The organism is Acinetobacter sp. YH12137, assembly GCF_013418535.1.
Lineage (GTDB): Bacteria > Pseudomonadota > Gammaproteobacteria > Pseudomonadales > Moraxellaceae > Acinetobacter.
This window is the reverse complement of the sequence record NZ_VPBW01000005.1, coordinates 61712-75186: the sequence shown is the minus strand read 5'-3', so window position 1 is coordinate 75186 and position 13475 is coordinate 61712. Positions and strand designations below refer to the sequence as shown.

Annotated in this window: 9 protein-coding genes; 3 read left to right on the top strand and 6 right to left on the bottom strand. The window is 41.7% G+C overall.

The features are described from left to right. Window positions 1–17 precede the first annotated feature (17 nt). Window positions 18–851 (top strand): hydroxyethylthiazole kinase, encoded by an 834-nt coding sequence (thiM, locus tag FTU72_RS04410; RefSeq protein WP_166135031.1) that lies wholly within the window; start codon window positions 18–20, stop codon window positions 849–851. A gap of 475 nt (window positions 852–1326) precedes the next feature. On the opposite strand, the gene FTU72_RS04405 is transcribed toward thiM, so the two are convergent. Beyond that, window positions 1327–2850: a TerC family protein gene (locus FTU72_RS04405; RefSeq protein ID WP_179992446.1), complete on the bottom strand. Its 1524-nt coding sequence runs from the start codon at window positions 2848–2850 to the stop codon at window positions 1327–1329. A 960-nt stretch (window positions 2851–3810) separates the two neighbouring features. Between FTU72_RS04405 and FTU72_RS04400 the strand changes: the two genes are divergently transcribed. Beyond that, window positions 3811–4275, top strand: coding sequence for a MarR family winged helix-turn-helix transcriptional regulator (locus tag FTU72_RS04400; protein WP_179992445.1), 465 nt, complete (start codon window positions 3811–3813; stop codon window positions 4273–4275). Window positions 4276–4358: 83 nt separating this feature from the next. Here FTU72_RS04400 and FTU72_RS04395 read toward each other — a convergent pair whose 3' ends face one another. The 5 genes from FTU72_RS04395 to FTU72_RS04375 all read right to left on the bottom strand — a co-directional run bounded on the left by FTU72_RS04395 (window position 4359) and on the right by FTU72_RS04375 (window position 11792). Continuing rightward, complete coding sequence (locus FTU72_RS04395) at window positions 4359–5021, bottom strand: SOS response-associated peptidase family protein (protein WP_004783965.1); 663 nt, start codon at window positions 5019–5021, stop codon at window positions 4359–4361. A 92-nt stretch (window positions 5022–5113) separates the two neighbouring features. Next, complete coding sequence (locus tag FTU72_RS04390) at window positions 5114–6556, bottom strand: aldehyde dehydrogenase family protein (protein ID WP_179992444.1); 1443 nt, start codon at window positions 6554–6556, stop codon at window positions 5114–5116. Between the two features lie 464 nt (window positions 6557–7020). Further along, on the bottom strand, window positions 7021–9186 hold the full coding sequence (locus FTU72_RS04385; protein ID WP_034702314.1) for a malate synthase G: 2166 nt from the start codon (window positions 9184–9186) through the stop codon (window positions 7021–7023). 363 nt (window positions 9187–9549) lie between these two features. Then, window positions 9550–10701, bottom strand: a complete 1152-nt coding sequence (zapE, locus tag FTU72_RS04380) for a cell division protein ZapE (RefSeq protein WP_104425963.1) — start codon at window positions 10699–10701, stop codon at window positions 9550–9552. Window positions 10702–10784: 83 nt separating this feature from the next. Further along, window positions 10785–11792 carry an AraC family transcriptional regulator gene (locus FTU72_RS04375; protein WP_166135051.1) on the bottom strand — a complete coding sequence of 336 codons (1008 nt, stop codon included), beginning with the start codon at window positions 11790–11792 and terminating at the stop codon, window positions 10785–10787. Window positions 11793–11936: 144 nt separating this feature from the next. Here FTU72_RS04375 and FTU72_RS04370 point away from each other — a divergent pair, with 144 nt between their 5' ends. Beyond that, on the top strand, window positions 11937–13433 hold the full coding sequence (locus tag FTU72_RS04370) for an NAD(P)/FAD-dependent oxidoreductase (RefSeq protein WP_179992443.1): 1497 nt from the start codon (window positions 11937–11939) through the stop codon (window positions 13431–13433). Window positions 13434–13475: the final 42 nt, after the last annotated feature.

Genomic DNA, 13475 nt, shown 5'->3' with positions numbered 1-13475 from the left:
TTTGAAAGATCAGGATGATGAATACTTCCGTGCAACAATTACAAAATACTCTTTTCGATCAGATCTGTGAAGCCTGGTCATTGCTTCAAGAGCAGCAACCCTTGGTGCATGTGATGACCAATGCGGTGGCCAGCAATTATGTGGCCAATATCTTGCTGGCTGCGAATGCTTCGCCCGCTATGATTGATAATCCTTTTGAAGCAGAGAGCTTTGTCAAAATTGCTGGAGCACTCAGTTTAAATTTGGGAACGCCGACTACCGAACAGGTCGAGGCGATGCAGATCGCTGCTAAAACAGCACACAGTATCCAAAAGTCATGGGTACTAGATCCTGTTGGTTATGGAAATGTACTGCATTGGCGTTCAGGTGTTGTGGATCAGCTCATGACCTATCAACCCACAATTTTACGGGGGAATGCTTCAGAAATTGGTGCTTTGGCAGGGAAAAATATTGAGTCCAAAGGCGTCAATAGCACTGTCGATAGCTCAGAAGTCTATCTACAGGCGCAGGCCTTACTGGAACAATGTGAATGTATCGCTATTTCAGGTGAGTCTGATTACATCATTTCCAGAGATTATCCGGTGATTCAGGTTTTAGGCGGTTCATATTTACAGCCGCGCGTCACAGCAACTGGATGTGCCCTAGGGGCCCTGATTGCAGCGTATAGTGCAGTAAGTTCTCCTGCGATCGCAGCGCTCTCTGCTCATGTTCATTTTGCAATCGCCGGTCAATTGGCTTTTGCCAAAGCACCGACCTTAGGCCAGTTTAATGCTGCATTTACCGATGAGATCCATCAATTGAATATAGAAACGATCCGTCAATATGCAGACTTTCGGATTTTGGCGGATTAAGCATCAGTCGGGTGTTTTATAATGAACACATAGAACACCCTATTACACTATTCAACTTATTTTTAGATAATTAAATTCAGCCCTAATCTGGCAAAAATAATTTTTCAAGCGCTCAAGCTGAGTATTGTGTAAGCTTTAGATGAGCTTTTGTATCTCGAATTTGACTAATATCTTTCAAAATTACGTGAAATATATATTTTACCACTTAGTCAAATTCACACTTATTTTTAAACTTTATTTAAATTTGTTTAATAATTCTAAATAAAGCATGTCTGGATTTTGATACTTCAGTAAGATTTATTACTTCTAAACCTGTAAAACCTATTACGCATTCTTGGCTTCCGAAATATTCAATACTCCATTTAGCCTGAAGAATAAGCTTAGGTGAGCATTAATATCTAAGTCATAAATAATATTCAATAAAAGAGTCAGTTGCCCTTAAGCAACTGACTCAAAAAATAATCAAGACAGGCGATTAACCCTGATAATGGATACTCACCGACTTAATCCGGTTATTTTCGATTTCCATTACCTTGAATTGAATACCTTGGTAGTTCAGTTCAGTGCCTACCTCGACCACACTATTGGTTTTATCCAGAATCAGACCGGCAACACTGATATAGCCTGCATCTTCATCAATCAGATCCAGCATACCGAGCTCAAGTTCTAACTGGTACAAATCCAGCATACCAGATGCAATCCAGTGTGTATCATCAACTTTGACCAGATCCAGCTGCTCATCGGCATCCGGGAATTCACCGGCAATTGCCTCAAACACATCTAGCGGTGAAATCAGACCTTGTACATGACCAAATTCATCGCTTACCAGCACCAGAGAGCCTTTTGAGGTACGTAAGGTATTAATCGCGTCAATCACCTTCATTCTTTCAAAGATATAGATAGGGCGATGACGCTTGATCAAAGCTTTTAACTCTTCCGGTTCATCCAGTACATCTAACAGCTCTTTGGCACGAACGATGGTAATCACCTTATCCAGACTGCCCCGACAAACCGGAAACAGGCTGTGGGGTACAGACAGGATTTTTTCACGGATTTGTTCCGGACTATCCTCCAGATCGACCCAGGAAATCTGACTTCGTGGGGTCATGATCGATGCTACAGAACGCTCTGCCAAGGTCAATACCCCGCCAATCATATAGCGTTCTTCATCCGCAAAGGTTTCCTGTGCTTCATGCTGAGTAGTACTGGTGGTTTCAAGCTTAGCGCCCATCAGTTGGAGAATACTGTTAGCAGTGCGATGACGCAACGGAATCTTGGCTTCATGTTTCGCAGCATTGCGCTGACTAAACTGGTTAAAGGCTTCAACTGCAATTGCAACGCCAATACCAGAATAGATGTAACCTTTCGGAATATGGAAACCGAAACCTTCTGCCATCAGGCTGATCCCGATCAGTAGCAGGAAGCTCAAACACAGAATCACGACCGTAGGATGACGATTCACAAAGTCAGTCAATGGTTTAGACGCCAATAACATCACGGCCATCGCGATAATCATGGCCGCCATCATGACATAGATATTATCGACCATACCTACGGCGGTAATCACCGAGTCCAGTGAAAATACGGCATCCAGTATGACAATCTGAGCCACAACTGCTGTAAAGCCTGCATATGCCACCTTGGTCGTAACCTGTATTTCAGGCTTGCCTTCAATTTTTTCATGAAGTTCGGTAACAGCTTTATAGAGCAGGAATAAACCACCAAAGAGCAGAATCAAATCCCGTCCGGAGAAGGTCCAGTTAAATAATTGAATAAGCGGTTGAGTCAAGGTGACTAACCAGGAGATCGCGAACAACAGACCTAAACGCATCAGCAAGGCTAAGGATAGACCGATCACACGGGCCTTATCACGCTGTTCAGGGGGAAGTTTCTCAGCCAGAATGGCAATAAAGACTAGGTTATCAATACCTAAAACGATTTCGAGAATAATAAGAGTAATTAAACCAACCCAAATTCCGGGATCTAATAAAAATTCCATTAGAACACCATCCCGTTTGAGTATGTAAGCAACGAATATGGAAGATCAACGCACGGCGAGGGATCCATTTAATTTAACCTTTTCGACTTAAGATGTATCTATTATGCATAAACTTATGATTTTTGAACAATAAAATTTATGAAAAACTGTTGCACCGCTTTGCCTCTCCTCATTCTAAAATCTTTTAATTTTCAAATCATTGGCCTGAATCTGTTATGTTCTACATAACTCATTACAAATTAAAGAAAATTTAGGCTTCTTTTTGACCCTAAGCGCATTAAATCTAACTGATAGAAGCCTGAGATATAAATTACTGTTTCTCTTAATATTCATATCTAATCATGCATCATAAAATATTGAATCATCCACTATCCGACTAAGTCCATTAAATCCACTTATCTAAAGACATATTTTAAATATGGATTTTTTTATTAAAATGGTTCATACACGTTATGAATAGTTAGTCGTGGGATCAAAAAGATGCATAAGTTTCTCATCCAAAACGGTTTTATTCGATGAGTGACCAATTTAAATGTACTCGCTCTAGCTTTCGGTCAGATTTGAGAAATCCGCATCTGCATCGTGCTACAGATTAAAAATGTATCAGAGCATTCATTTAAACAGCATCGATTTTGAATTGTATTTCCGCATACTCACCAAAAGTAAGATATGCGCAGGTCGGCCATTTATCCATATGGTTTGCCAACCCAGCTCTTATTTAGACTCTAAACCTAATCTGGAGCCTTAAGATTTGCATGTCATATCAATGCCATTCATCTGGATAAAGACAGTTACAATTTGCCCCGATTGAGCTACAACATGTAAATCGCCTGATTTTTTGATGTTAAGAAGATCTAACAAATGCAATCTCGTTAACATTTTAAAAATAAAGGTTGAAACATGTATAAACTTTTACATAAAATGTCAGTGCCCTAGAAAAATAAATAAAAGGAACATTTCATGACTAAAAAATATGCAAAATTTTTACCTTGTGCAGAAGACTTTAATTTAGAAAACTTTCCATACTACTGGGTGACTCAAGTCCATGCCCAATATGTCCTAAATGTAGATCATGCACTAAAAAAGTATGGTGTCGATAATTCACGTCGCCGTATCTTGCTTGCTCTTAAAGCCAAACCACATGCCAGCGTTTCTGACCTGTCAGAAATGGTCGTATCTAAAATGTCGACAACCACCAAGATCGTTTATCGCTTAAAAGATGAAGGTCTGGTTGAAACCTATTCCTGTGAAGACGATGCTCGTATTACCCGTGTCGTGCTGACTGAAAAAGGAATGGAAATGACACATAAAATTAATGACCTGACCAATGTTGTACTGGAACAGTCATTTGAAGGGCTAACCCCATTACAAATTGAAAAAACTATGGAAAGCTTACGCCATATCTTTAAAAATTTGGCTCGTTAAGTATTTTTTCAATTTTGAATTTAGCTGGCGAGATCAATAACACCTTTTATAATAATTAACGATCCGCCATTGCTTTCTAGGTTTTAGGAATCAAAAAAGTTCAGCTGTGGACTGGCTTTTTTGATTCTTTCTTTTGGTACATGTGAACATTCGAACTCCTCCACTGGAAATCCCTGTACAAAGCTACGAATATCCGGTTGCGTGAGATTCAGCCATTCATGTAAACGTTCGTGCGGAATCACAATAACTGAACGTTTAATATTCCCCGGCTCATGAAACTCTTTCATCATGGGATGGTCTATTGCATCCATCGTAATCATACTAGCCGAACGTACGATTTCATCCTGCACCCGAGCAATTTCATACAGTGCCGCAATAAAGGTCGCTTTTCCATCTTTACGCCTGACGCCCCAGCGCTGTGGTTTATTATCAAAATACTTTGACTCATAAAATTCCGAGACGGGAATCACCCCAAACTTGCATTTGGCTGTCGCTTCTGCAAAGGTTGGTTTTTGCAGCAAAGTTTCATTTCTGGCATTGTAGGTTTTTGTCCCAATCGTTTTATCCTCTGCCCATTTGGGAATAAAGCCAAAGTTAACCGAGCGCCATTCCAGACCTTGATCAGATTGAAATAACAAGGGGGTAGCATAATTCGGATAGACTTCTTCCGGATATTCAAAGGGAATTTCCGGCAAGCCCAGATCATGTATTTGCTGTGAAGTTAAAGGCTTAAAGTTGGCACACATGCTTAATCAGACAGATCACTTGATGTTCTGATTATAGCTTGATGCCAAGCTTAAACCTGTATGGATTATGGATAAGTTTCTATCATTTAATATTATTCACTGGGTACAGTCAGCCAGTGAGTACGGGTGAATTCCTCAAAAATCCAGCGTCCATTAAAACGCCCAAGCCCAGAGTTTTTCTCTCCCCCAAACGGAGCATTAGCCTGATCTGCCACACTAATACCATTGATATGAGTCATACCGATATCCAGCTGTTCTGTAAAACTAATACCACGTTCAATATTCGAGGTACAAACCGCACTAGATAAGCCAAAACGGGTATCATTGGCCAGCTTTAAGGCATGTGCTTCATCACGAGCTTTCAGTACTGGCAGAATCGGTCCAAAACTTTCTTCCTGAGCCAGTGGAGATTCAGGTGCTACCCCAGTAAAGATATGTGGATAGACCAGATTACCTTCTATCCCCCCTTCGTATACCAGCTCTGCACCCTGCTCTTTTGCACTTTGAATAATCTGCTGATGTTTTTTGATCTGACTCTGATTGATGATCGGCCCAATGATGGTCTCTTCTAGATTTGGATCACCCACAGCAACAGTTTTCACTCGCTCTAAAAGTTTTTCCACATAGGCATCATGAATAGACGCATCGACAATGACCCGATTGGTGCTCATACAGATTTGCCCCTGATGCATAAAGCGTCCCATGATTGTCAGTTCTACTGCCAGCTCAAGATCAGCATCATCCAGAATCACCAGTGGCGCATTTCCGCCCAGTTCCAGCGCCAGACGTTTAATTCGAGGGCTGGCTAAGGCTTTACTTCCTACATTCTGTCCGACTTCAGTAGAGCCCGTGAATGAGATCATTTTTGGAATCGGATGTTCGACAAAATAATCACCGATTTCACTGCCTGCACCTGAAATCACATTGAGCACACCTGCGGGTAAACCAGCTTCTTCAAACAATTTGCCTAATAAGGTTCCACCTGTCACTGGTGTATCACTTGCTGGCTTGAGTACCACACTATTTCCACAGGCAATCGCTGTTGCTACCGAACGCATGGATAAATGAAATGGAAAATTCCATGGGCTAATGACACCAATCACACCCAAGGGTTTACGCAGTACCAGACTTTTACGTTGGGGATCTTTGCTCTCCAGCTGTTCAGTCTTGATCTGCTCCGGAAATTTCTGACTTTCCTGAATAATGGATAAAGCAGCGCCAACTTCCAGACCCGCTTTAAAACGGGTACTTCCAGACTCAAGAATTAACCAGTCAATAATTTCATCTTGGCGTGCCTGAATCACCTGTTGTAGTTTTTGCAGGATTTGCTGTCTTAACTCAACTGATTTAATAGCACCCTGTTGAAAGGCTTTATCAGCTGCCGCATAAGCCGCATCAACATCTGCTGTACTGGCAGCCTGCAAAGTAAAAATCGTATCTTGAGTATAAGGATTCAAATTCTGAATCATTTTCTGGGAACGGCCAGGTTGCCACTGACCCGCAATAAACTGCTGATCCAAATGTTGATATGCCATGCTGTTCTTCCCTGCAATTTATTGATTTGCTTTTACTTTAGCAGAGCCATTTCAGGATGGAAGTGACAGCGACGAATTGTTACGCTTTTATCTTTAACTTTATAAGTAAGTGGAACTTACTGATGCATGATTCTCTTTTATCGCAGTTTAAATCTTCCAGTACATCAGCCAAAATACGATTCTTAGAAATTAAAAATTGCGAATTAAACTGAGTCTTAAATATCACTATCCAAAGCTCTACAGCTACCCAGCATGAGGAACTGTAAACGCTCATAGGAATACCGACTGGCAGATATAAAGCTACTGTTTAACAGATAATTATTATTAAAATTTTCTTCTGTGACATTGTTCTGTTTTAGGTGTTCAGTCAGTTAGTTTACCTTCCAAAAGAACATTTTTATCCTTAGATCTTTTTTAAGAGCAATAAAAAAGCCTCCGAAGAGGCTTTTTTTCAAGTTACAGGATTAGTCACCTGTATAACCTTTAAGTTTTAAACGAGCTGCATGTAGAAGCGGCTCTGTATAGCCTGATGGCTGTTCACCACCTTTGAAGATCAGATCAGAAGCAGCCTGGAATGCAATGCTGTTGTCAAAGTCAGCAGCCATTGGCTTGTACAGTGGATCATTCGCATTTTGCTCATCCACAATTTTCGCCATGCGTTGCATTACTTCTTCAACCTGTTCACGCGTTACAATTCCGTGACGTAACCAGTTTGCAACATGCTGAGAAGAAATACGTAAAGTTGCACGGTCTTCCATCAAGCCCACATCATTGATGTCTGGAACTTTAGAACAACCTACACCCAGATCAACCCAACGAACCACATAACCCAGGATACCTTGGCAGTTATTTTCCAGTTCTTTCAGTTTCTCTTCTTCAGACCAGTTAGTATCAGTTGCAAGAGGTGGAGTTAACAAATCATCTAAAGGCAATGCTTCAGTTGCAAGAAGTTCCTGCTGACGGTTCGCTACATTAATTTGATGGTAGTGAATCGCATGAATCACTGCACCTGTTGGAGATGGAACCCATGCACAGCTTGCGCCTGCTTCAGGGTGCTCAGTCTTAGTCTTGTACATGTCTAACAGCATGTCTGGTTTTGGCCACATGCCTTTACCAATCTGTGCTTTACCACGTAGACCTGTTTGCAAACCTACCATGACGTTACGGTTTTCGTAAGCTGGGAACCATTTTTGGCCTTTGATTTCGCCCTTACGCACGAATGGACCTGCTTCCATGAAGGTATGGATTTCATCACCTGTACGATCCATGAAACCGGTGTTAATGAAGATGGTACGGTCTTTCGCCTGAGCAATACAGTTTTTCAGGTTAACTGAAGTACGACGCTCTTCATCCATGATACCAATTTTCAGCGTTTTAGCAGGTAAGCCAAGCGCCTGTTCAGCACGTTCAAACAGTTCAACCGCAAATGCAACTTCTTCCGGACCGTGCATTTTTGGCTTAACGATGTACATAGAACCGGTACGTGAGTTCTTGATCGTGTTCTCACCACGGATATCAGCCACAGAAAGCAATGGAGTGACCAATGCATCCATAATGCCTTCATAAATTTCTTCGCCATCTACAAGGATCGCCGGGTTTGTCATCAAGTGACCAACGTTACGAAGCAGCATCAATGAACGGCCATGAACCTTGGTCTCACCGCCTTCAACATTTTTGAAAGTACGGTCAGCATTTAGTTTACGGGTAATGGTCTTGCCATTTTTCTCGATAGACTCTTCAAGCGTACCTTTCATCAAGCCTAACCAGTTACGGTAGCCTTCTACTTTTTCTTCAGCATCAACTGCTGCAACAGAGTCTTCCAAGTCCTGAATCGTCGTTACAGCTGCTTCAAGCACAACGTCTTTTACGCCTGCAGCATCTGTTTGGCCAATTGGGCTGTTTGCATCAATCTGGATGATCGCATGCAGGCCGTTATTTTTCAATACAATTTCAGTCGGTGCAGAAGCTTCGCCATTGTAACCAACGAATTTAGAGCTATCCGCAACAGTTGTGGTAGAGCCGTCTTTCAGCGTTACAACCAGTGCATTACCTTCAACTGCATATTTGGTTGCATCAGCATGTGAACCTTGTGCCAGCGGGAATGTTTCATTTAAGAAGTTTTTCGCGAATGCGATAACTTTCTCACCACGTTTCGGGTTATAGCCTTTACCTTTTTCAGCACCATCTTCTTCAGAGATCACGTCGAAGCCGTATAAAGCGTCGTATAAAGAACCCCAGCGTGCATTCGCTGCGTTCAGGCAGTAACGTGCATTACGTACTGGAACTACCAGCTGTGGGCCAGCCAATAGTGCAATCTCTTCGTCTACATTTTCAGTGCTGATCTGGAAATCTTCTACTTCTGGTAATAAGTAGCCAATTTCAGTCAAGAAAGCTTTGTAAGCTTGTAATTCAAATGTGTTATTGCGATGCCATTCATCAATTTTAGCTTGAATATCATCACGCTTAGCCAAAAGTGCTTTGTTTTTAGGGCTAAGATCAACAACGACTTGTTCAAAGTTCTTCCAGTATGTTTCGCTGTCCAAACCAGAACCTGGTAGTGCTTCATTTTCGATAAAATCGTAAAGTTCTTTAGCAATCGCTAACTTGCCTTTTTGAATACGTGCAGTCATTGTCTTTCCTGATATTGCTACTTTTTATACAAGAGATTCTAGTATACCGATTAAAATCTAGCTGAATAGTACTATCACACCGCAAAATAATGAGCATTTTTCTAATAAGAATACCCTCATATTCTTATTAAATGATGTCACACACGATGCAATATCATCCTGCTAAATACCCTCATGACAGTGTATAAAGTTTTTGAAATGTAGAAATTAGACTTAAGTTCAGATTTTTGAATAAAAGTTGTCCGTTCTTTTTATACAAGGTCATATTTAGATCAAGATTAAGCCATGTTTGGCTGAGCTTGTCGATCTTTGACGCAATGGAATGCATAAAAAAGCGCCGGTCATGACCAGCGCTTGTTGTATTTATTCAGGCTCACTTGAAGCTATTTTCTCGATCTGGCGATGTTCTGAATGCAGATATTCATCTGATTGCATCTCTAGCAAACGTGAACGGGTCCGTTCAATTTCGAAAGCCAGTCGCTCACCTTTATAAAGATCAATAATATTATCTTCTGAAGTCAGCAGTAATTTGACTCCACGGTCATAAAATTCATCGACCAGATAAATAAAACGGCGTGTGGCATCATTTAGGAAATCGGTTAAATGCGGCACATTGCTGACCAATACCGTATTGTAGATATTCGCAATTTCAATGAAGTCAGCCGGACTACGCGGTTTTAGGCATAGTTCAGAGAACTCACACCACAACACATCTTCAGTATGTGCCACAGTTTCAACAATGCGGTTATTGATGATGATTGGTTCTTGAGAAGAGGTTTGGGTTTGAGTCAGTGCGGTATAGCGATGTGCCAACCAGTTTTTATTATCATGCGTTAGTGGATATTTGAATAATTGCGCCTGCTTTAAGACACGTAAACGGTAATCCACACCGGCATCTACATTCAGAATGACACAGTTTTTCTTGACCATTTCAATGGTTGGCAGAAAACGGTCACGGTGAATCCCATTTTTATATAAACCATCTGGTGCAATGTTCGAAGTTGCCACCAGCGTAATGCCACGCTCAAACAGCTTCTGGAACAGATCACTCAGGATCATGGCATCTGTCACGTTAGATACAAAGAATTCATCAAAACAGATCACCACAGCATCTTTATAAATCTGATCCGCTACCAGATCCAGAGGATTGCGCTGACCCGAAAGCTTGTTTAATTCACGATGCACATGTTGCATGAAATGGTGAAAGTGCATACGGGTTTTACGGCGAAATGGAATCGATTCATAAAACTGATCCATGAGCCAGGTCTTGCCACGACCTACTCCGCCCCACATATATACGCCTTTTGGCGAAGTCTGACGACGAAAACGGCGAAAGGCTTTTTTAGACGCTTTGAAGCGCTGAATTAATTCCAGCCAGGTACGATTCAGCTCATGTACTGCCATGGCCTGTGCATCATCAGGCATAAACTGTCCTGAAGACAAAGCCTGTGCATAACGTTCTGCAGGAGAGATCGGACTAAAAGCGGTGCTGTGCTGTGAATTAAAATCGGACATAGGTTTCGTACTATTCAGGATCTGTTTAATTATAGCGGAGTTTAGAACGCACACTATAACACTTTGGCATTAACTAACTTAGGCTATTTTATATATTGCCGAGGACTTTGCCCAAACCAACGCTTAAAGGCATGGTTAAAAGCAGCCGGTTCGGAATAACCCAATAACTCTGCAATCATTTCAATCGAATACTGTTTATATTCAATGAGTCGCAAAGCTTTATCTTTAATAATCTCTTCGCGAATCTGTTTATAACTGGTATCGAACTGCTGTAATTGATGGCGTAAAGTACGTTCTGGAATATTCAGAGCCTGAGCCGTTTCAGCCATACTCGGCATCAAACCGGTTTGCAGCTCCAGATAATCCTGTACTCGCTGTACCACAGTCGGGACATCAGCATCTTCCGCCAGACGTTCCAGTTCAGTCAGACACTTTGCTTCATAGACTGCAAAGGTCTCCGCATCTGCTGAAGGAATTCGGATATCCAAAATGGCCTCATCAAACCAGAATGCAGCTCTTGCAGCACCAAACTGTACCTGTGTTCCATAATAATCATGATAGATTTTCTGGGTAGCAGGTTGTTCCGGTGCGGCGAAAGGCAGTTCAATCTGCAAGTCAGGCTTGGACAAACCCATCATCTTGTAAATATCGCGAATGAACTTGAAAGTACCTGAAATCTCAGCTTGCGCGACCAGCATTCCCAGATGATCTTCCGTTTTCTTGGGATAATAGCAAAGCGCACTGCGGTACTCACTTTGCTCCACTCCCAACTGACCGGTAAGATGCGTCAATTGCTGAAAACGAATCACCTGGTGCATCGCATCACGTACAGTAGGACTGGTCACCAACAACATCAGCAAAGGCCCATAACCTGCCAATGCATAATGCTGGCCGATCAATAAACCCTGTTCTGGCTGGATATCCTGACCCACCACCTTGAGCACATCATATTCCACGCTTGGGTGAATAATTGAAGTCGGATCAAGCGCATCAACACGCAAGCCGATATTTTGCAGTTTTTGATCGACCTCTATGCCAGCCTTGCGCATGCCCTGGATCAGATACATCAGACTGAGAACAGAACGTTTCATAACCATACAAATACAATGTGATAGCTCTAGTTGTACTATAAAAATAAGCAGTCGGCTATTGCCGTTTAGATCAATTTTATATCTAATGGCCAGTTAATAAATCAAGATAATTATCCATTATTAAAATAAGCAAGGAATGCGAAGATGCTGGACAATACAAGCCTTACCCACACTCATCCTTATACCAAAGTGGCCATTATCGGTGCCGGTTTTGGCGGGATAGCGATGGCAGTACGTTTACAGCAGCAAGGCATCCATGATTTTATTATTTTAGAAAAAGATAGCGATTTTGGTGGAACTTGGCGCGATAATCAGTATCCGGGAGCGGCCTGTGATGTGCAATTACATATGTATTCCCTTTCCTTTGCTCCCAAAACTGACTGGTCAAAACGCTATGCCGAAGCACCGGAAATTTTTAGCTATATTCAGGATTTAGTCAGTGATTATAATCTTCGGGCTTTTGCTCGGCTGAATACCGAAGTACTTGGGGTTCATTACCAGCAAGACCGATGCTTATGGCAGATCCATCTGCAGGATCAAAGCATTCTGGAAGCCCAGTTTGTAGTATTTGCCTCTGGCCCTTTACATATTCCTCAAATTCCCCATATTCCGGGCATTGAAAAATTTAAGGGCAAAATCTTTCATTCTTCTCACTGGGATCATCATTATGATCTCAAGGGAAAAAATGTCGCATCGATTGGGACAGGTGGCAGTGCAATTCAATATATCCCTGAAATTGCACCCGAATGCAAACAGCTCTATGTCTTGCAACGCACTGCGGTTTGGGTCATTCCACGGGATGAGCGCCTATATCATGACTTGGAAAAAAAGCTGTTTTCCAAATATAAATGGTTCCGCAAGTTACACCGTATTCGGCTGTACTGGTCCAATGAATCACGCGTGGTGCCTATCGTTAAACCAGCTGTCATGAAATATGCTCAGAAACTGGCTGAAGCTTATATTCGTTATCAGGTCAAAGACAAGGAAACTGCCAAGAAATTAACCCCAGATTACATCATGGGCTGTAAACGGATTCTGGTGTCTAATCAATATTTCCCCACCTTTAACCGTAAAAATGTGGAACTAGTGACTGAAGGCATTCGTGAAGTGACCGAAAACAGTATTATTACAGCAGATGGTAAAGAACGTCCGATTGACTGCCTGATCTACGGTACCGGATTTATTACTGATCCTAGAATTTATCTGAAAAATTTTGATTGCACTGGCTTGAATGGCATTCACTTGAATGATGTCTGGAAAGATGGTGCCGAAAGCTATTATGAAATCTGTGTGAAAGGTTTTCCGAATCTGTTCCAGCTATTAGGACCGAATACTGTGCTGGCACATAACTCAGTGCTTTTCATGATTGAAGCCCAAGTAAGTTATATCCTACAAATGATCGCTCTAGTGGATCAATCACATAGTGATGCAATTGTGGTCAAAGATCAGGTACAGGAAAAATTCAATCAGGATGTCCAACATATGCTGGATAATACGGTCTGGCAATCTGGCTGTGTCAGCTGGTATCAACAGGAAGGTGGGAAAAATTTTGCCTTGTGGCCCACTTATACCTGGAAATACTGGCTCAAAATCAAAACCCTTAATGCGGCAGATTACTATTTTTTAAATAAAGCCAGTTAAAAGCCCTTCACATACATAGTGCTAGCGATGGCATAATAAAGA